Source organism: Streptomyces sp. NPDC101181, assembly GCF_044767975.1.
In the GTDB taxonomy this organism is placed as follows: domain Bacteria; phylum Actinomycetota; class Actinomycetes; order Streptomycetales; family Streptomycetaceae; genus Streptomyces.
The window spans coordinates 212709-230430 of record NZ_JBIWOX010000004.1; the positions used below are offsets into that span (position 1 = coordinate 212709).

Consider the following 17722-nt stretch of genomic DNA (forward strand, 5'->3'; position numbering starts at 1 on the left):
GGAAACGGCAGGCCGCGTGGATCCCGCTGTGTCGGAGTCACGCCGCTCCGGCCACCGCGAGGCACGGAACAACACGCCCGTTCACTCCCCGCGCGCCCCCGGCCGCCCCACCGCCCACGCCGCCTCGATCATCCGGAACACCTCGTCCACCGCCGCCTCCGGGTCGGCCGCCTCGCGCGCCAAGGCGTACGCGTCGATCACGAAGCGGGCGATCGTGCGGCAGGCGGTCGAGGTCTCCGGCACCCCGAGGTCGGCGGCGATGGCCGACGCCAACGACTCCGCGTGGCGCAGCCGCATGGACTCCTCGTACTCCCGCAGCGTCGGCGACGCGTCGATCAGGCCCCGGACGGGGGCCGCCTCGGGCGCCGTGCAGTGCCGCACCAGGGCGTGGATCTCCTCGCGCAGCGCGGGGATCAGCGGTTCGTCCGGGGCACGGTCGGCCACCGCCCGGGTGAGGCCGTGCTCGAAGCCCTGGTCCTGCTCGAAGACCAGGGCCTCCTTCGACGCGAAGTGAGAGAAGAGCGTGGTCACGGCCACGTCCGCCTCGGCCGCCACGTCCCGGATGCCCACCTCGTCGTAGCCGCGCTCCAGGAAGAGCCGCAGCGCGGTGTCGGCGATCTTCCGGCGGGTGGCGGCCTTCTTCCGCTCGCGCCGCCCGCCCTGCTCGGCGCCCCCGGCCCGTTCCCTGTCTCCGGTCCGCTCGGCGCTTCCGGTCCGCTCGATCATGACCTGAAGCTACCAGATCCGAAGATGGAACCGTTCCTAAAAGCTAACGGTTAGTGTTACGGTCGGCTCCATGAAGAAGGTGAGCTTCGCCGAGTTCGGCGGTCCCGATGTCCTGCGCCTCATCACCGCCGACGAGCCCCACGCGGCCCCCGGCCAGATCCGTGTCGCCGTCCGCGCGGCGGGCGTGAACCCCGTCGACTGGCGCCTTCGCGAGGGCCAGGTCCTCGGCGCCCATCCGATCGAGCTGCCGTCCGGCGTGGGGCTGGATGCCGCCGGAGTGGTCGACGAGGTGGGTGAAGGTGTCGAGGGGGTGGCCGTGGGCGACCGTGTGTTCGGCGAAGGCGCGGCCACATACGCGGAGTTCGCCGTCCTGACCGCCTGGGCCCTCATGCCCGAGGGGCTGAGCTTCGAGGAGGCGGCCGGTTACCCCTCCGTCGTGGAGACGGCGCTGCGCGTCATCCGTGAGGTGGGCGTACGGCCGGGGCAGACGCTGCTGGTCAGCGGGGCCTCCGGCGGTGTCGGCTCGGCGGTGGTGCAGATCGCCCGGGACCGGGGCATCGCGGTGATCGGTACGGCCGGGTCCGCCAACCAGGACTATCTGCGCGGCCTGGGCGCGCTCGCCACGACGTACGGCGACGACTGGGTGGAGCGGGTACGGCGGCTCGGCCGCGTCGACGCCGCGCTCGACCTGGCGGGCTCCGGGGTGATCCGCGAACTGGTCGAACTGACCGGGGACGCACGGAAGGTGGTCTCCATCGCCGACCTGGGCGCGCCGGAACTCGGCGTCCGCTTCTCGGGCGTGGCGGGGAGCGTGCCGGACGCGCTGGCCGAGGCGGCGGAGCTCATCGCGCGCGGGAGGCTCCACATCCCGGTGGAGAAGGTGTATCCGCTCACCGAGGCGGCCGCCGCGCACATCGACAGCCAGGCCGGCCATACGCGCGGAAGGCGGGTGATCAGCGTCTGAGTGCGAACACGGCGATGAGCCCTGACCAGCCGCGACGGGCCATGACGGGCCCTGAGAGGCCGTGAAGGTCTTGCGTCCGGGTCATGTGCCGCCGGACGCAAGACCTTCAGGGCTTCTCAGGGCCGCCGAGGTCGCCACAAGCCGTCAGGGCTTCGGGAGGGTCTTCAGGACCTTCGCGGTTGTGCGGGCTTCGAGGCGTTCAGAGCCCTCAGGCCTCTCGTGGACTCGCGCCCAGCACTTACATGCTGGCGAGGACGGCGCCCAGGACCATGCCGCCGACCAGTCCGACGGCGCTGACCACGATGGCGATCGTGGCGAGCCTCTCGTGCCGGACGACCTTGGCGATGATGGCCATGATCAGCCCGCCCAGGGCGAAGACGATCGGCAGGAAGATGAACCCGATCACGCCCAGGACTATCGCGATGATGCTGAAGACGTTGCCGTCGGCACCGGCCTTGGGCGCGCCGTTGTGCTGCTGTCCGGTCGGCTGGTTGCCGTACTGCGTAGCCATCACTCGCTCCTTCGGGACGATCGCTCCGAGCTCCGGTCTCGAAGTGACCGGCCTAACGCTCGGATGCCCCCAACTTCCTTGCCTACACGCCTGTTTGCCTGCGAGTCACCCCCTCGCGCGGGCCCGGCCCGCCCGTCGGGAGGAGGCGGCTGAACCGAGTACACCCGGGGCGGCGGGGGGGGGGGGGCCCCCCCGGGGGGCCCCCCCCCCGCGGCCGCCCCGGCCCCCCCCCCCCCCCCCCCCCGCCCCCGGGCCGCGCGCGGGGGGGGGGGGGGCCCCCCCCCCCCCCCGGGGGGGGGGGCGCCCCCCCCCCGCGGCGCGCGCCCCCCCCCCCCCCGCCGCCCCGGGTGCCGGGAGTCGGACCCCGCAGTGGTCAGACCGGCTGCGGGTGGCCGCCGTCGCCCTCGACGACGAGCCGGTCCGTGCCGGGCTGCTCGGCCCCCTCGACGACCGTCACGTCGATCGTGCCGTCGCCGGTGGTGTCGAACTGGTAGAGGTCCGCCGTCCCGTCACCGGTCGTGTCCGTCATCCAGACGTCGGGCTTGCCGTCGCCGTTGGTGTCGGCGCTGAGGAGGACGTGGTGCTCGTCGCCCTGGGTCGGGGCCGCTGCTTCGGTGCGCTCATTGGTCTCCATGGCGGCCGGATGCCCCCGGGCAGCCGTTCGAAACCGTGGCGGGACGGGGCCGGACACCCCGTGGGACGTCCGGCGAGACCGCGGTGCCGGGCGCCCCGCGGGGCTCCGTTGGGAGGGTTTCGCCGGGGCCGCCCGGTCGCCGTAGGCGGCCGTCAGTCCAGGAGTTCGACGTACCCGTCCGTTCCGTGCACGCGGATGCGCTGGCCGTTACGGATCAGCCGGGTGGCCCGGTCCACGCCGACGACCGCGGGCAGTCCGTACTCGCGGGCGATCACCGCGCCGTGGGTCATCAGTCCGCCCACCTCCGTCACCAGCCCCGCGACGCCGGGGAACAGCGGCGACCAGCTGGGGTCGGTGAACCGGGTGACCAGGATGTCGCCCTCGGCGACCTCGGCGTCGGCGAGGTCGAGGATGACGCGCGCCCGCCCCTCCACGCTCCCGGTGGAGACCGCGAGACCGGCCAGGGCTCCCGCCGGTACGTCGTCGCGCCGGTACGCGCCGCTCACGGCGTCACCGTCCGAGGTCAGCACCCGGGGCGGGGTGAGCGCCTGGTAGGACCGGAACGCCTCCTTGCGCCGCGCGACGAGCCCGTCGTCCACCCGGTGCGAACGGACGGCGCTCTCCAGCTCCTGGAAGGTGAGGTGGAAGGCGTCCTCCCGCTCGGCGAGCACACCGTCCCGCACGAGCCGCCCGGCTTCCTCCAGCAGGGCCCGCTTGTAGAGGAAGTAGCGGCAGATGATGCCGTACTTCGGGTACTCCCGGTACCCGGCGAAGGCCCGTACCTGGTCGATCATCCGCTCGGTCTCCTCGGCCCTCCGCTCTCCGTCCGGGAGCGCCCGCAGCCGGGACAGCACGTCCCGCTCAGCCTGGAGCGCCCGTTGCCGGCCCTGCTCGAAGCGGCGTCCGGCGGCACCGGGCCCGAAGTTCCGGACGTGGTCGAGGATCAGCGGGACGAGCGTGGCGGGCCGTTCGCTCCACCGGGGCCGCGTGATGTCGATCTCGCCGACGCAGCGCATGCCGTAGCGGAGGAGATACGCCTCGATCGCCTCGCGCGCCCCACTCCCGCCGGGCAGTTTCCCGAGGTGGTCCAGGAACGGCAGGCCGTCGTCCCGCACGGTGTTCAGGAACGCCACGACGTCGGGGTGCGGGCGGATCGCGTCAGCCACGTCGAGCAGGTCGAGACCCATCTCGGACGTGATGTTGCCGGGGGCGGAGAGCGTGAGCGCGTCGGCCGCGTTCTTCTCGCCCAGCCACTGCCCCAGCCTGTCGTTGAGCCACCACGTGGCCTCCATCCCCGCCATGATCGCCCGAATGCTCAACGGGTCGCTCAGCACGCGTTTGTGCTCCTCGAAGGCCTCCGCCAGGAAGTCGAACAGCGCGGGTCCGCTCTTCGTCCGGATGGCGCGGTCCAGGGCGGCGAGGGACGTCTCGCTGCGCTCGACCAGCTCCGCGACGATGGCCGGATCGGCTTCGGTCACCGGCGCTCCGGGCGCGCCGTCCGCCGGAGGGGTCGCGGGAGCCGCGGGCTCCGCGTCCGGGACCGGCGGCGGGAACCCGGCCCGCTCCAGCACCGTTTCCAGGGCGTCCCGGACCAGTGGATCGCCCTTCCCCACGACGTCCAGGAGGGCGGCGCGGGACGCGGGTGAGGCCAGGCGCGGGGTGACGTCGACGAACAGCCGCCCGCCGGCCTCGTGCATCGGCGCCATGGCGGTGAGCTGCCACATGGACCAGCCCAGCGGCTTCATGGCGTCGGTCATCATCTGCTGGTGGCCGACGGAGAGGTAGACGCTCGGGGTCCGGCCGTCGGCGGCCCCGGCTGCGGGAACGGATTCGGGGTCAGGAGCGGAACCCAGCTCAGGGACGGAATCGGGGTCAGGAGCGGAAACCGGCTCGGGAACGGAAACCGGGACGGGGAACAGCGTCGTGATCGGGCGGCTCTGGACGATCCGGAAGCCGTCGTCGGTCAGGCACCACTCGATGTCCTGCGGGCGCCCGAAGTGGGCCTCGATGCGACGCCCGAGCCGCACCAGCTCGACGGCCTGCGCGTCGGTCAGCGCCGGTCGCTCCCGCTGCTGCGGGGCGACCGTCACCTCCCGGGTGCCGCCGCCCGGCAGGGCGTGCAGAGCGCGCCGCTTGACGGCGATCGTCCTGGCGAGGACCTCGCCGTCCCGCACGGTGAAGACGTCCGGGTTCACCAGCCCGGAGACCAGCGCCTCGCCGAGCCCGAACCCGGCGTCCACGGTGGCGGTCCGCCGGTTGCCCGTGACGGGGTCGGCGGTGAACAGGACCCCGGACGCGTCCGGGAAGACCATGCGCTGGACGACCACGGCCATGTGGACCGTGCGGTGGTCGATGCCGTGGTGGTGCCGGTAGGTCATCGCCCGTTCGGTGAACAGCGATGCCCAGCACCGGCTGACGTGCCGGAGGACCGCCGCGGGTCCCACGACGTTCAGATACGTGTCCTGCTGTCCGGCGAACGAGGCCGTCGGCAGATCCTCCGCCGTGGCACTGGACCGCACGGCGTACGCGGCCCCCTCGCCGGACCGGGCGACCGCCCCGGTGATCTCGGCGGCGAGATCACCGGGGATGTCCGCCTCCTCGACGGCCCGCCGGATCTCCGTGCCGAGCGCCCGGACCGCCTGGTGGTCGTCCGGGTCCGTCCCCGCCAGCCGGCCGAGCAGGGCGTCGACCGCCGGAGCCCCCGCCATCACCCGCCGGAAGGCGTCGGTCGTCACACAGAAGCCGTCCGGCACCCGGACACCGTCGACCCGGGAGAGCGCGCCGAGGCGGGCCCCCTTGCCGCCGACGAGCCCGGCCCGCGCCTCGTCGGCCTCGCCGAGCCCCAGCACGTAGACCCCGCTCACACCGCCGCCCTCACGGCTGCCGGGGGTGGTGTCCTCACCGGCGGCACCGGGGCGGCCCGCTGTCTCACGTCCCTCGTCGGACCTCTTGTCACGCCTCTTGTCGTACACGTCGTCATTCCAGGTTTCTTCCGCAGGCTGTGGCATAGGCGGACATTCTGCGCCTCACCCAGGGCCTTGCGGCAAGACCCCCTGTGCGCTATACGTTGAGAGTGGCGAGGAGAGCTTTCTCCTCGCCTTCGCGCTGTGTACGCCTCCCGGCGCCCAGGTCACTTGCGCCAGAACAGGTGGTGGGTCACCCCGCTCGGGCTGGGAACGACGTCCCGGTGGAACCGGTCGAGCAGCTCGTCGGGGGACTCCCAGAGCCGTACTCCCGACCCGAGCTTCACCGGTGAGACCGCCACATGCAGGGTGTCGACGAGGTCGGCGTCGAGAAACTGCCGGATGGTGGTGGCCCCGCCGCCGAGCCGGACGTCCTTGCCCCGCGCCGCCTCCCGCGCCTTTCGAAGGACCGTGGCCGGGTCGTCGTGGACGAAGTGGAACGTGGTGTCCGACAGCGTGAACGAGGGGCGCTCGTGGTGGGTCAGGACGAAGACCGGGGTGCGGAACGGCGGCTCGTCCCCCCACCAGCCCTGCCACTCGTGGTCCTGCCAGGGCCCGCGCTGGGGACCGAACTTGTTGCGCCCCATGATCTCGGCGCCGATGTTGCGGGCGTAGTCCCGCGTCAGGTAGTCGTCCAGCCCGCGGCTCCCCCCGGGGTCGGTGCGCATGGGCCAGCTCGCCGTGGCACCGGCCCAGGCGAACAGCCTCTCGGGATCGACGTGACCGAAGGGCCTGTCGAGGGTCTGGTCCTCGCCCGCACCGATCCCGTCACTGGAGACGTTGAAGTTCTGGACTCTCAGTAGTTGAGCCATCTGTTCCTCCTGAGTGGTCGACAGCGGTGGTGAGACCTGTCCGGCGGGCGGAACTCATCGCCGCGTCCGCGACCGGTCCGTGCGACCGGCCCCCTACGCTTGCCGGGTGAAGAGCTCGCGGACGCGCGCCAGGTCCGCTTCCCTCTCCTGCTCGCTCCCGTACCAGCCGCCCTCGTCCCGGGACTCCACCACGGCCTCCGGGGTCAGGTCGGCGCCGAAGCGGTAGTCCCTCAGGCAGTAGTCGAAGCCGGACTCGCCGAAGAGGTCGATCTCCTCGCGGCGGCAGTGCTCCGCCGTGCCCTCGGACACGTGCCAGTCCGCGCCGTCGTACCAGAAGACGCCGCCCGCGTAGTGGATCGTCCGGCCCGTCGCGGGGTCGGTGAGGTTCAGCGACTCGTAGTTCTCCAGGCGGTCGCGGACGAGGTCGACGAGGGAGGCCGGGACACCGGCGTAGAAGGACTCCTGGAGGGCGTAGTCCTCCTCCGCGTACAGATTGAGCGTCGCCTCGTGGTCGAAGGTCAGCAGCAGCACCCGGCCGTCCTCCGCGAAATACCAGACGGCGGACTGGCCACCGCTGTCGTTCCAGGCGAGGCGGCGCGCTCCGGGCACCAGGACCGGTTCGACCTCGGCCAGCTCGTCCAGGACGGCCGCGCGGCGGCGCACCTCCTCCAGAGGCGTCGCTGCCAGGGCTTCCCACGTCGCGTTGCTCATTCCCGCAGGGTATCCACCCCCTCTGACACCGCCCCGTCCCCCGGTCGCCGCGCGGGGTCCCGCACCCGTGCCGTCAGCTGGTCGTCCGCATGGACTGCGTCCCTATGACCGACAGCAGGCGCAGCCGCTCGTGGCTCTCGCTGCCGGGGGCCGCCGTGTACACGAGCAGGCTGTGCGACTGGTCCGGGTCCAGCAGCCGCTGGCAGTTCAGCTCCAGTACGCCGACCTCCGGGTGGATGAAGCGCTTGACCTCGTGCGGGCGGATGCCGATCTCGTGCTCGTCCCAGAGGCGGCGGAACTCCCCGCTCTGTTCGCGCAGCAGTTCGGCGCAGTGCGCCGCCCGGGAGCCGGTCCCGCGCAGGGTGGCCAGTTCCCGCAGGCCGGAGGCGAACATGCGGGAGAGGAAGGCGTGGTCGTCGGCCACGTACAGCGCCCGGGTCGCGGGGTCGGTGAACCAGCGGTATCCGATGCTGCGGGCGAGACCGGTGTAGCTCGTCGTGTCGCCGGTGAGCGCGACGCCGAGCGGGCTCTGGCGCAGCGTCTCGCCGAGTTCGGTGACGATCTCGGCGGGGGTGTCGTCCAGCCGGTCGAGGATGCGGAGCAGACCGGGGCTGATGTGTTCGCCGGCGGTGCCCCGGGTGGGCGGGGTGTGCCCGGAGAGCCGGAAGAGGTGGTCGCGTTCGTCCAGGGAGAGGTGGAGTCCCTGGGCGATGGAGGCGACCATCTGCTCGGACGGCTGCGGGCCGCGTTCCCGCTCCAGCCGGGCGTAGTAGTCGGTCGACATGTGGCAGAGCGCCGCGACCTCCTCCCGGCGCAGTCCGCCGGTCCTGCGGCGTTGCCCGCGCGGGAGGCCGACGTCCTCCGGTTGCAGCAATTCCCGGCGGCGTCGCAGGAACGCGGCCAGTTGGGCCCGGTCGATCTCCATAGATTTCCTTCCGCGGCACTGAATCTCTTTGTACCGCGCGGCGCCGACGGCAACCACGGCCTGCCGATCCCCCCATCCGCCCTTCCCCCACCCCCTCCGGCCCGCCGGTTCTCCCCTCCGCCGCCCGCCCGTTCCCGCTCGGGCCCCCGTAGCCACGGCCCGGGTATCGGTGGATCGGGAGGCCCTGGATAGCCCCGTGCGCCGTCGCCACTGTGGGGAGCAGCGGACCGAACGGAAGTGAGCCCTCATGCATCGCCAGACCACCGACATCCCTCTGACCGACCTGACCGGCAGGCGCGCTGTCGTCACCGGAGCCAGCGACGGCATCGGACTCGGCATCGCCACCCGGCTCGCCGCCGCGGGCGCCGAGGTCGTCCTGCCCGTACGCAACCCCGCCAAGGGCGAGAAGGCGGCCGCCGGGATCCGCCGGGAGATCCCCGGCGCGCAGGTCTCGCTGCGGACGCTCGACCTGTCCTCCCTGGACTCCGTCGCGGCCCTCGGCGACGCCCTCCTCGCCGAGGGCCGGCCCGTCCACCTGCTGGTCAACAACGCCGGGGTGATGACACCGCCCGACCGGCAGCGGACCGCGGACGGCTTCGAGCTTCAGTTCGGCACCAACCACCTCGGGCATTTCGCCCTGGTGGGGCGTCTGCTGCCGCTGCTGCGCGCGGGGCGGGCCCGGGTGACCTCGCAGATCAGCGTCTCGGCGAACCGCGACAGCATCAACTGGTCCGACCTCAACTGGGAGAAGTCCTACGACGGAATGCGCGCCTACAGCCAGTCGAAGATCGCCTTCGGCCTCTTCGGTCTCGAACTCCACCGGCGCGGCGAAGCCGGCGGGTGGGGCATCACGAGCAACCTCTCCCACCCGGGCATCGCGCCGACGAGCCTGCTCGCCGCCCGCCCCGAGGTGGGCCGCGCCAGGGACACCCCGGGCATCCGCGTGATCCGCTTCCTGTCGGCGCGGGGCATCGTCGTCGGCACCGTGGAGAGCGCCAAGCTGCCCGCGCTGTACGCCGCCGCCTCGCCGGACTCCCGCGGCGGCGCGTTCTACGGGCCGAGCGGCCCCGGGCACATGGGCGGCCCGCCCGCGGAGCAGAAGCTGTACACCCGGCTGACCGGCACGGAGGAGGCCCAGCGGGTGTGGGAGGTCTCCGAGAAGCTGACGGGTGTGCGGTTCGCGGAGTAGGGGGTACGGGTGTGGGCCCGGATCACGGATGATCCGGGCCCACGGGTGTTCTGGGGCTTGCCGTCAGGCGGGCTGTCGCCGCGCGGGCGTCAGCTCCCCGCCGACGAGGTGTCCTGGTCGCCGCCCGGCCCGGCGGTGGCCGGTGCCTGGGCCTCGGCGCGCTCGCGCATCTTGCGGACCAGCTCCTGCTTCTTGTCCTCGGCCACCTTGCGGTCGGCGTCGCGCGCGGAACCCGCGCCCTGCTGGTCGGCGCGGGACAGCTTCTTGCGCTGTCCGCCGACGCCGAGCAGGTTGTTGCGGCTCTTGGCCATGGTGTTCTCCCCTACGGAGTGTGAAGTCATGCGGTGAAGGTGCTCGGGGCCGCGCCGATCGCGCCGGTCCCCGGGGGCGGCGGGGTGGTCGCACCCGCCGCGCTCTCACTCGTAGATCTGGAAGAACGAAGACATGCCGGAACGGTACCGCGCTCCCGGCGCGCGCCGCACCAGGTTTTCAGGCCGTCGGGTCGACCGTCGCCTGGTGGGTCTCGGTCAGGTGCTCCTCGGCCTTCAGCCAGGGCAGGAACTGCGCCGAGCGCCGCCATCCGCAGGTGTCACAGGTCAGCTGACGCGTCACCCCCGACTTCCTTACGTGCACGACGTGTTCGCGCCCGTGCTGGTCCCATCTGCTGACCTTGCTGGTGAGGATCGACGGCATCGTGCCTCCCGGGTCCGAGGGGGGCTCCGAGGAAACGACGAAGCCCCCGGTTCCGTACCCGGAACCGGGGGCCTCACGCGCGTGGGGCGGCGTACGAAGGCCGTCAGCAGCCGATCAGGCGCGCACCCAGGTACGCCTGGATCTGGTCGAGGGAGACGCGCTCCTGCTTCATCGTGTCGCGCTCGCGCACGGTCACCGCGTTGTCGTCGAGGGTGTCGAAGTCGACGGTGACGCAGAAGGGGGTGCCGATCTCGTCCTGGCGCCGGTAGCGGCGGCCGATGGCGCCCGCGTCGTCGAACTCGATGTTCCAGTTCTTGCGCAGGTCGGTCGCCAGGCCCTTGGCCTTCGGCGAGAGCTGCGGGTTGCGGGAGAGCGGCAGGACCGCGACCTTGACCGGGGCCAGGCGGTGGTCGAGACGCATCACGGTGCGCTTCTCCATGACGCCCTTGGCGTTGGGGGCCTCGTCCTCGACGTAGGCGTCGAGCAGGAACGCCAGCATCGCGCGGCCGACACCGGCCGCGGGCTCGATGACGAACGGCGTCCAGCGCTCGCCGGCCTCCTGGTCGTAGTACTGGAGGTCGGTGCCCGAGGCCTTGGAGTGCGCCTTGAGGTCGTAGTCGGTGCGGTTGGCGACGCCCTCCAGCTCACCCCACTCGCTGCCGCCGAAGCGGAAGCGGTACTCGATGTCGGCGGTGCGCTTGGAGTAGTGGGACAGCTTCTCCTGCGGGTGCTCGAACCAGCGCATGTTCTCCTCGCGCAGGCCGAGGTCGGTGTACCAGTTCCAGCGCTGGTCCATCCAGTACTGCTGCCACTCCTCGTCCTCGCCCGGCTTGACGAAGAACTCCATCTCCATCTGCTCGAACTCACGGGTGCGGAAGATGAAGTTGCCCGGAGTGATCTCGTTCCGGAAGGACTTGCCCATCTGCGCGATGCCGAACGGCGGCTTCTTGCGGGACGTCTGCTGCACCTGGCCGAAGTTGGTGAAGATGCCCTGGGCGGTCTCGGGGCGCAGGTAGGCGACCGAGCCGGAGTCCTGGGTGGGGCCGAGGTGGGTGGAGAGCAGGCCCGAGAACTGCTTGGGCTCGGTGAAGGTGCCCTTGTTGCCGCAGTTGGGGCAGTTGAGGTCGGCGAGGCCGCCCACCGGGGGCTTGCCGTGCTTCTCCTCGTACGCCTCCTCCAGGTGGTCGGCGCGGAAGCGCTTGTGACAGGAGGTGCACTCGGTGAGCGGGTCGGTGAAGGTGGCCACGTGGCCGGAGGCCACCCAGACGTCCGGGGCCAGGATGACCGACGAGTCGATGCCGACCACGTCCTCGCGCGAGGTGACCATGTAGCGCCACCACTGGCGCTTCAGGTTCTCCTTCATCTCGACGCCCAGCGGCCCGTAGTCCCAGGCGGCGCGCTGGCCACCGTAGATCTCACTGCACGGGTAGACGAAGCCACGGCGCTTGCTCAGGCTGACGATGGTGTCGATCTTGTCGGCGGCCACGGTGCTCTCTTCATACGACGATGACGAACGGCGAAGGGCTCAGGTTACCGGCGCGCGCACCCCTCGTATCAAATCGGCGGGGGGCGTACGGGCACCCCGCCGCCGTCTTGTGATCTTCCGGGCATCTCATCCGCCTTGTTGACAATCGTTTCCAGTTTTGTTGAAAATGAGAGTCATGAACGTACGTCGTCTGATACCCACCACCGCCGTCGCCGGAGCAGTCGCCCTCGGCCTGACCGCCCTCTCGGCCTGCTCCACCTCCGACGCCGCGGAGGGAGGCGGCGGGGACAAGCTGAAGGTGACCGCGTCGTTCTACCCGATGCAGTTCCTCGCCGAGCGGATCGGCGGGGAGCACGTCGCCGTCACCAGCCTGACCAAGCCGGGCGTGGAGCCGCACGACCTGGAGCTCACCCCGCGCCAGATCGGCTCCATCAGCGACTCCGACTACGTGCTGTACCTCAAGGGCGTCCAGCCCGCCGTGGACGACGCCATCAAGCAGTCCGGGGTGAAGGACACCGTCGACGCCGCGACCCTCACGACGCTGGAGAACCACGGCGCCGAGGTCGGCCACGACCACGGCCACGAGGGCGAGGAGGGGCACGCGCACGAGGGCGGGGACGGGCACGGCCACGAAGAGGACGCCCACCAGGAGCACGCCGAGGGCGACGGCCACAACCACGGCGAGGAAGGCGGCGCCGATCCGCATGTCTGGCTGGACCCGGTGAAGTACGCCGAGGTCGCCAAGGGTGTCGGCGCGTCCCTGGAGAAGGCCGACCCCGACCACGCCGCCGACTACAAGAAGAACACCGAGGCCCTGGTCGGCGAGCTGGACAAGCTGAACACGGCGTTCGAGACGGGGCTGAAGAACCCGGCCACCAAGACCTTCATCACCACCCACTCCGCCTTCGGCTACCTCGCCGAGCGCTACGGGCTCACCCAGCAGGGCATCGCGGGCATCGACCCGGAGGCCGAGCCGACCCCCGCCCGCGTCCAGGAGCTGCACACCATCGCGGAGAAGGAGAAGGCCACCACGGTCTTCTTCGAGACGCTCGCCAGCGACCGGACCGCCAAGACCCTCGCGAAGGACACCGGCCTCAAGACCGACGTCCTGGACCCGCTGGAGGGAATCAACGACAAGTCCAAGGGCGCTGACTACTTCGAGGTCATGGAGGCCAACCTGGCCGCGCTGGAGAAGGCTCTCGGCGCGAAGTGACCCGCAGGACCCGCCCCACACCCGGAACGGAGGCGCTCATGCCGGAGCGTGAGACCACCACCGCCCGCGAGGCCGTCATCAGCCTCCGCGGCGCCACGGCCACCCTCGGCGCGCGCCCCGTGCTGCGCGGGGTGGACCTCACCGTGGGCCGCGGCGAGGTCATCGCCCTCCTCGGGGCCAACGGCTCCGGCAAGTCCACCGCCGTACGGTCGGTGATCGGCCAGGTCCCGCTGACCGGCGGCACCGTCGAGCTGTTCGGCACCGAGCTGCGCCGCTTCCGCCAGTGGGGCCGGGTCGGCTACGTCCCGCAGCGCACCACGGCCGCGGGCGGGGTGCCCGCCACCGTCCGCGAGGTCGTCGCCTCCGGGCGGCTGGCCCGGACCCGGCTGCGCCTGCCCGGCAAGGCCGACCGGGCGGCGGTGGACCGGGCCATCGAGCTGGTGGGGCTCGCCGACCGCGCCAAGGACTCCGTGAGCGCCCTGTCGGGCGGCCAGCACCAGCGGGTGCTGATCGCCCGCGCCCTGGCCGCCGAGCCGGAGCTGCTGATCATGGACGAGCCGATGGCGGGGGTGGACCTGGCCAGTCAGGAGATCCTCGCCGCGACCCTGCGCGAGCAGGTGGCGGTGGGCACCTCGGTGCTGCTCGTGCTGCACGAGCTGGGCCCGCTGGAGCCCCTGATCGACCGGGCCGTCGTCCTGCGCGACGGCTGCGTCACCCACGACGGCCCGCCGCCGGAGGCGCTGGGGCAGCACGCGCTGCCCGGCCACGACCACGTACACCCCCACGCGACCGTCGAACCGGTCCGGACGGGACTGCTGACCTGATGATGCTCGAATTCCTCAACCCCCCCTTCATGCAGCGGGCGCTGATCGCGGCCGTCCTGGTCGGCATCACCGCGCCCGCCATCGGCATCTACCTGGTGCAGCGCCGTCAGGCCCTGATGGGCGACGGCATCGGGCACATCGCGATGACCGGTGTCGGCCTCGGCTTCCTGCTGTCCACCAGCCCCGTGTGGATGGCCACCGCCGTCGCCGTGGCCGGTGCGGTCACCATGGAGCTGATCCGCTGGTACGGCCACACCCGCGGCGACCTCGCCCTGGCCATGCTGTTCTACGGCGGCATGGCGGGCGGCGTGATGCTGATCAACCTCTCCGACACCGGCTCCAACGCCAACCTGACCTCGTATCTCTTCGGCTCGCTCTCCACGGTCTCCGACGCGGACGTCGTCGCGATCAGCGTGCTGGCCGCCTTCGTGGTGCTGGTCACCGTGGGGCTGCGGCGGCAGCTGTTCGCCGTCAGCCAGGACGAGGAGTTCGCCCGCGTCACCGGGCTGCCGGTGCGGCTGCTGAACCTGCTGGTCGCCGTCACGGCCGCGGTCACCGTGACCGTCGCGATGCGGGTCGTGGGGCTGCTGCTGGTCAGCGCGCTGATGGTGGTGCCGGTGGCGGCCGCCCAGCAGATCACCAAGTCCTTCAAGGTGACCTTCGTGCTCTCCGTGGTGATCGGCACGGCCGTGACCCTGACCGGCACCGTGACCTCGTACTACCAGGACGTACCGCCCGGCGCGACGATCGTGCTGCTGGCCATCGCGGTGTTCGTCGTCACGACCGCGCTCGCCGCTCCGCTCGCGAAGCGGCGGGCCAGGGCGAGCGAGACCAAGGAGACCGAGTGCACCCTGGAAGTACCGCCCGCCCGGCGGGGCACGGACGACGTGCGCGTATGAGCTCGGCGTCCGGTCGGGCTGGCACAATGGCCCGACACATGTACGGGCGACACGAGGAGGCACCTGTGGCCACGGCGCCGATCAGTGGCACGAACGCGGCGGCGGTACGCGGCCGGTCCACCCGGCAGCGCGCGGCGGTGGCGGCGGCCCTCGACGAGGTCGACGAGTTCCGCAGCGCCCAGGAGCTGCACGACGTCCTCAAGCACCGCGGTGACTCCGTGGGCCTCACCACGGTCTACCGGACCCTCCAGTCCCTCGCCGACGCGGGCGAGGTCGACGTGCTGCGCACCACCGAGGGCGAGGCCGTCTACCGGCGGTGCTCGACCGACAGCCACCACCATCACCTGGTCTGCCGGCTCTGCGGCAAGGCCGTGGAGGTGGAGGGCCCGGCCGTCGAGCAGTGGGCCGAGACGGTCGCCGCCCAGCACGGCTACGTCAACGTCGCGCACACCGTCGAGATCTTCGGCACCTGCGCGGAGTGCGCCGCGAAGAAGGCGTGACGGCGGACACGGACGAGCGGGGGCGGGACCGGCACGCGTAACCGGTCCCGCCCCCGCTCGTCGCTCACCTGGCGGCTTCCGCCTCCTGCGCACCGCCGAAGCGCCGGTCGCGCTGGGCGTACTCCAGGCAGGCCCGCCACAGGTCCCGGCGGTCGAAATCCGGCCACAGGACGTCCTGGAAGACCATCTCCGCGTAGGCGCTCTGCCAGATCAGGTAGTTCGAGGTGCGCTGCTCGCCGCTGGGGCGGACGAAGAGGTCCACGTCCGGCATGTCCGGGTAGTAGAGGTACTTCTGGAACGTCTTCTCGTTGACCTTCGACGGGTCGAGCCGTCCGGCCGCCACGTCCTGGGCGACGCGCTGCGCGGCGTCCGCGATCTCGGCGCGGCCGCCGTAGTTGACGCAGAAGTACAGCGTCATCGCGTCGTTGTCCCTGGTCTGCTCCTGGGCGACCTGGAGCTCCTGGACGACGGACTTCCACAGCTTGGGCATACGGCCCACCCAGCGGATGCGGATGCCCAGCTCGTCCATCTCGTCGCGGCGGCGGCGGATCACGTCGCGGTTGAAGTTCATCAGGAACTTCACCTCGTCCGGCGAGCGCTTCCAGTTCTCCGTGGAGAAGGCGTACAGCGAGAGGTTCTTGACGCCCATCTCGATACAGCCCTTGAGCACGTCCATGACGACGCCCTCACCGACCTTGTGGCCCTCGGTGCGGGGCAGGCCCCGCTCCTTGGCCCAGCGGCCGTTTCCGTCCATCACGACGGCGACGTGCCGGGGCACCAGCTCACCGGGGATCTTCGGCGGTGTCGCGCCCGAGGGGTGCGGCTCGGGGGTCTGGTACGTGCGCCGGTTACGGCCGCCGAGGATCCCGCGTACTGCCATGAGCTTCTCAGTCTCCCTGTGTCACTTCTTCGTCTGCCGCGTCGCGCTCCGGCTCCGGGGCCCGCGTCACTTCTCGACGTAGCGCAGCGAACGCAGGCCGCGCTCCAGATGCCAGTGGAGGTAGGCGGACACCAGCCCGCTCCCCTCCCGGACATGACGCGCCTCGCACGCGTCCGCCGTCGCCCAGTCGCCGCTGAGCAGCGCGCTCAGCAGGCCGAGGGCCTGTGCCGAGGGTACGACGCTGCCGGGGACCCGGCAGTCACCGCATATGGCGCCCCCCGCCGCGACGGAGAAGAACCGGTTCGGACCGGGCATTCCGCACTTGGCGCAGTCCTCGAAGCTGGGGGCGTAGCCGTTGACCGCGAGCGAGCGGAGCAGGAACGCGTCGAGGATGAGGTGGGGGGCGTGCTCCCCCCGGGCGAGGGTGCGCAGCCCGCCGACGAGGAGCAGGTACTGCTGGACGGCCGGTTCGCCCTCGTGGTCGGTGAACCGCTCGGCGGTCTCCAGCATCGCGGTGCCGGCCGTGTAGCGGGCGTAGTCGGCGACGATGCCACCGCCGTAGGGGGCGATCGTCTCGCTCTGGGTGCAGAGCGGCAGCCCGCGGCCGACCAGTTCGCTGCCGCGGGCGAAGAACTGGATGTCGACGTGGGAGAAGGGCTCCAGGCGGGCGCCGAACTTGGACTTGGTGCGGCGCACCCCGCGGGCGACGGCGCGGACCCGGCCGTGGCCCCGGGTCAGGATCGTGATGATCCGGTCGGCCTCGCCCAGTTTCTGCGTACGCAGCACGATGCCGTCGTCCCGGAACAAGCTCATGGGGCCATTGTCACCCACTGGAGGCCCCGGAGGACCCCGAAGCCCCGGAGGAGCGGGGCCGGTGCCGGGAAGCTGTTACGAGGGCGTACGGGCGGCCGCGACCAGCAATCGGGCGGTGTCCTCGGCGGGGATGCCGAGGGCGATGCCGACCGTGGCCAGCACCTGGCGTTCGGCGGGGCAGTAGGGGCCGTCGGCGAGCGCGATCCGGGCGCCCTGGAGGAGGACGGACTCGCGGCCCGCGGTCGCCAGGTGCGGGGCGAGCGGGGACAGCACCTCGTGCAATTCGATGGCGAGGGTCGGGCCGCACGCCTCGGCCGCCGGGTCGGCGCCGGAGCCGTGGCCGGTGTCGGCGGCGAGCACCTCCACCACGGTGTACAGCTGCTCCTGGGTGCAGTCGTCGAGCCCGGCGTCGCGTACGACGGACACCGCGGCCTCCAGCACCGTGCGGGAGGTGGTGCCGCCCGCGGCGAGGACGGCCAGGGTGACCGTGTGGACGGCCTCGCGGAGCATCGCGGAGAACCGGGTGGTGGTGGGGTGGTCCAGGGTCTCCGGCGCGTGGTGGACGCGGCAGGCGGCGCACTCGACGACGGGCCCGGTCTCGCCGCGGCGCAGCAGCGGGACGCCGAGGACGGTGAGGCGGCGACGGCCGGTGAGGCGGCGGTAGTTGCGGTCTCCCCCGCAGCCGGGGCAGAAGAAGGAGCCGTCGCCGACGGCGTCCCAGACGGTGCGCATACCGCAGAGGACCGGCCTCAGAGCGCGTTGTCCTTTGGCTGATCGCACGTCGCACACCTCCGTAACGCTCCGGCAACACTGCCGTCGGTTGGACGTGATGTTAGCCACATCCGCGATGCGGCGTCAGCCTCTCGGACATCACCGCCCGGGAACATGGCCGAACCCCGACCGCCCTGAGAGGCCGGCCGGGGTCCGCGAATGCCGTCGTACGGGACGAACCGGACGCCGCACGCGTCCGTCCACGTCC

At 71.9% G+C, this 17722-nt stretch carries 19 protein-coding genes; 6 read left to right on the plus strand and 13 right to left on the minus strand.

The window, feature by feature from the left end:
• Positions 1–81: 81 nt before the first annotated feature.
• Complete coding sequence (locus tag ACIRRU_RS09375) at positions 82–726, minus strand: TetR/AcrR family transcriptional regulator (RefSeq protein ID WP_403678210.1); 645 nt, start codon at positions 724–726, stop codon at positions 82–84.
• A 70-nt stretch (positions 727–796) separates the two neighbouring features.
• Between ACIRRU_RS09375 and ACIRRU_RS09380 the strand changes: the two genes are divergently transcribed.
• The gene (locus ACIRRU_RS09380) at positions 797–1690 is read left to right on the plus strand and encodes an NADP-dependent oxidoreductase (protein ID WP_403678212.1); all 894 of its coding nucleotides are present in this window, start codon (positions 797–799) and stop codon (positions 1688–1690) included.
• A 238-nt stretch (positions 1691–1928) separates the two neighbouring features.
• Here the strand turns inward: ACIRRU_RS09380 and ACIRRU_RS09385 are convergent, their stop codons facing one another.
• The 6 genes from ACIRRU_RS09385 to ACIRRU_RS09410 all read right to left on the minus strand — a co-directional run bounded on the left by ACIRRU_RS09385 (position 1929) and on the right by ACIRRU_RS09410 (position 8246).
• Positions 1929–2201 carry a hypothetical protein gene (locus ACIRRU_RS09385; protein WP_363205075.1) on the minus strand — a complete coding sequence of 91 codons (273 nt, stop codon included), beginning with the start codon at positions 2199–2201 and terminating at the stop codon, positions 1929–1931.
• Positions 2202–2574: 373 nt separating this feature from the next.
• The gene (locus tag ACIRRU_RS09390) at positions 2575–2835 is read right to left on the minus strand and encodes a hypothetical protein (RefSeq protein ID WP_363205156.1); all 261 of its coding nucleotides are present in this window, start codon (positions 2833–2835) and stop codon (positions 2575–2577) included.
• A gap of 152 nt (positions 2836–2987) precedes the next feature.
• Complete coding sequence (gene rph, locus ACIRRU_RS09395; RefSeq protein WP_403678381.1) at positions 2988–5699, minus strand: rifamycin-inactivating phosphotransferase; 2712 nt, start codon at positions 5697–5699, stop codon at positions 2988–2990.
• Between the two features lie 266 nt (positions 5700–5965).
• Positions 5966–6610 (minus strand): dihydrofolate reductase family protein, encoded by a 645-nt coding sequence (locus ACIRRU_RS09400; protein ID WP_403678214.1) that lies wholly within the window; start codon positions 6608–6610, stop codon positions 5966–5968.
• 93 nt (positions 6611–6703) lie between these two features.
• Entirely contained in the window at positions 6704–7321 is a 618-nt protein-coding gene (locus ACIRRU_RS09405; RefSeq protein WP_403678216.1) for a hypothetical protein, read from the minus strand.
• 73 nt (positions 7322–7394) lie between these two features.
• Positions 7395–8246: a helix-turn-helix transcriptional regulator gene (locus tag ACIRRU_RS09410; protein WP_403678217.1), complete on the minus strand. Its 852-nt coding sequence runs from the start codon at positions 8244–8246 to the stop codon at positions 7395–7397.
• 247 nt (positions 8247–8493) lie between these two features.
• Here ACIRRU_RS09410 and ACIRRU_RS09415 point away from each other — a divergent pair, with 247 nt between their 5' ends.
• Complete coding sequence (locus ACIRRU_RS09415; RefSeq protein ID WP_403678219.1) at positions 8494–9435, plus strand: SDR family oxidoreductase; 942 nt, start codon at positions 8494–8496, stop codon at positions 9433–9435.
• Between the two features lie 89 nt (positions 9436–9524).
• Here ACIRRU_RS09415 and ACIRRU_RS09420 read toward each other — a convergent pair whose 3' ends face one another.
• From ACIRRU_RS09420 to ACIRRU_RS09430, 3 genes are all read right to left on the minus strand, one after another.
• Positions 9525–9746, minus strand: a complete 222-nt coding sequence (locus tag ACIRRU_RS09420; RefSeq protein ID WP_363205194.1) for a DUF6243 family protein — start codon at positions 9744–9746, stop codon at positions 9525–9527.
• Positions 9747–9924: 178 nt separating this feature from the next.
• Positions 9925–10128, minus strand: a complete 204-nt coding sequence (locus tag ACIRRU_RS09425) for a hypothetical protein (protein WP_403678221.1) — start codon at positions 10126–10128, stop codon at positions 9925–9927.
• 103 nt (positions 10129–10231) lie between these two features.
• Positions 10232–11614 carry a glycine--tRNA ligase gene (locus ACIRRU_RS09430; protein ID WP_403678223.1) on the minus strand — a complete coding sequence of 461 codons (1383 nt, stop codon included), beginning with the start codon at positions 11612–11614 and terminating at the stop codon, positions 10232–10234.
• Positions 11615–11789: 175 nt separating this feature from the next.
• On the opposite strand from ACIRRU_RS09430, the gene ACIRRU_RS09435 reads away from it, so the two are divergent.
• The 4 genes from ACIRRU_RS09435 to ACIRRU_RS09450 all read left to right on the plus strand — a co-directional run bounded on the left by ACIRRU_RS09435 (position 11790) and on the right by ACIRRU_RS09450 (position 15050).
• The gene (locus ACIRRU_RS09435) at positions 11790–12827 is read left to right on the plus strand and encodes a metal ABC transporter substrate-binding protein (protein WP_403678225.1); all 1038 of its coding nucleotides are present in this window, start codon (positions 11790–11792) and stop codon (positions 12825–12827) included.
• A gap of 38 nt (positions 12828–12865) precedes the next feature.
• Positions 12866–13651: a metal ABC transporter ATP-binding protein gene (locus tag ACIRRU_RS09440; protein WP_403678227.1), complete on the plus strand. Its 786-nt coding sequence runs from the start codon at positions 12866–12868 to the stop codon at positions 13649–13651.
• Positions 13651–14550, plus strand: coding sequence for a metal ABC transporter permease (locus ACIRRU_RS09445; RefSeq protein ID WP_403678229.1), 900 nt, complete (start codon positions 13651–13653; stop codon positions 14548–14550). The genes ACIRRU_RS09440 and ACIRRU_RS09445 overlap by 1 nt, the downstream gene beginning before the upstream one ends.
• Before the next feature lie 65 nt (positions 14551–14615).
• Positions 14616–15050 carry a Fur family transcriptional regulator gene (locus tag ACIRRU_RS09450; protein WP_363205166.1) on the plus strand — a complete coding sequence of 145 codons (435 nt, stop codon included), beginning with the start codon at positions 14616–14618 and terminating at the stop codon, positions 15048–15050.
• A 64-nt stretch (positions 15051–15114) separates the two neighbouring features.
• On the opposite strand, the gene ACIRRU_RS09455 is transcribed toward ACIRRU_RS09450, so the two are convergent.
• The 3 genes from ACIRRU_RS09455 to ACIRRU_RS09465 form a co-directional block, all read right to left on the minus strand.
• Positions 15115–15930 carry an isoprenyl transferase gene (locus ACIRRU_RS09455; protein WP_363205167.1) on the minus strand — a complete coding sequence of 272 codons (816 nt, stop codon included), beginning with the start codon at positions 15928–15930 and terminating at the stop codon, positions 15115–15117.
• 66 nt (positions 15931–15996) lie between these two features.
• The gene (gene recO / locus ACIRRU_RS09460) at positions 15997–16743 is read right to left on the minus strand and encodes a DNA repair protein RecO (RefSeq protein ID WP_363205168.1); all 747 of its coding nucleotides are present in this window, start codon (positions 16741–16743) and stop codon (positions 15997–15999) included.
• A 75-nt stretch (positions 16744–16818) separates the two neighbouring features.
• Positions 16819–17475 carry a TerB family tellurite resistance protein gene (locus tag ACIRRU_RS09465; protein WP_403678230.1) on the minus strand — a complete coding sequence of 219 codons (657 nt, stop codon included), beginning with the start codon at positions 17473–17475 and terminating at the stop codon, positions 16819–16821.
• Positions 17476–17722 lie beyond the last annotated feature (247 nt).

Coding starts and splice junctions, on each gene's coding strand:
- ACIRRU_RS09375 (WP_403678210.1), bottom strand. CDS start 726: ATGATCGAGCGGACCGGAAGCGCCGAGCGGACCGGAGACAGGGAACGG.
- ACIRRU_RS09380 (WP_403678212.1), top strand. CDS start 797: ATGAAGAAGGTGAGCTTCGCCGAGTTCGGCGGTCCCGATGTCCTGCGC.
- ACIRRU_RS09385 (WP_363205075.1), bottom strand. CDS start 2,201: ATGGCTACGCAGTACGGCAACCAGCCGACCGGACAGCAGCACAACGGC.
- ACIRRU_RS09390 (WP_363205156.1), bottom strand. CDS start 2,835: ATGGAGACCAATGAGCGCACCGAAGCAGCGGCCCCGACCCAGGGCGAC.
- ACIRRU_RS09400 (WP_403678214.1), bottom strand. CDS start 6,610: ATGGCTCAACTACTGAGAGTCCAGAACTTCAACGTCTCCAGTGACGGG.
- ACIRRU_RS09405 (WP_403678216.1), bottom strand. CDS start 7,321: ATGAGCAACGCGACGTGGGAAGCCCTGGCAGCGACGCCTCTGGAGGAG.
- ACIRRU_RS09410 (WP_403678217.1), bottom strand. CDS start 8,246: ATGGAGATCGACCGGGCCCAACTGGCCGCGTTCCTGCGACGCCGCCGG.
- ACIRRU_RS09415 (WP_403678219.1), top strand. CDS start 8,494: ATGCATCGCCAGACCACCGACATCCCTCTGACCGACCTGACCGGCAGG.
- ACIRRU_RS09420 (WP_363205194.1), bottom strand. CDS start 9,746: ATGGCCAAGAGCCGCAACAACCTGCTCGGCGTCGGCGGACAGCGCAAG.
- ACIRRU_RS09425 (WP_403678221.1), bottom strand. CDS start 10,128: ATGCCGTCGATCCTCACCAGCAAGGTCAGCAGATGGGACCAGCACGGG.
- ACIRRU_RS09435 (WP_403678225.1), top strand. CDS start 11,790: ATGAACGTACGTCGTCTGATACCCACCACCGCCGTCGCCGGAGCAGTC.
- ACIRRU_RS09440 (WP_403678227.1), top strand. CDS start 12,866: ATGCCGGAGCGTGAGACCACCACCGCCCGCGAGGCCGTCATCAGCCTC.
- ACIRRU_RS09445 (WP_403678229.1), top strand. CDS start 13,651: ATGATGCTCGAATTCCTCAACCCCCCCTTCATGCAGCGGGCGCTGATC.
- ACIRRU_RS09455 (WP_363205167.1), bottom strand. CDS start 15,930: ATGGCAGTACGCGGGATCCTCGGCGGCCGTAACCGGCGCACGTACCAG.
- recO (WP_363205168.1), bottom strand. CDS start 16,743: ATGAGCTTGTTCCGGGACGACGGCATCGTGCTGCGTACGCAGAAACTG.
- ACIRRU_RS09465 (WP_403678230.1), bottom strand. CDS start 17,475: ATGCGCACCGTCTGGGACGCCGTCGGCGACGGCTCCTTCTTCTGCCCC.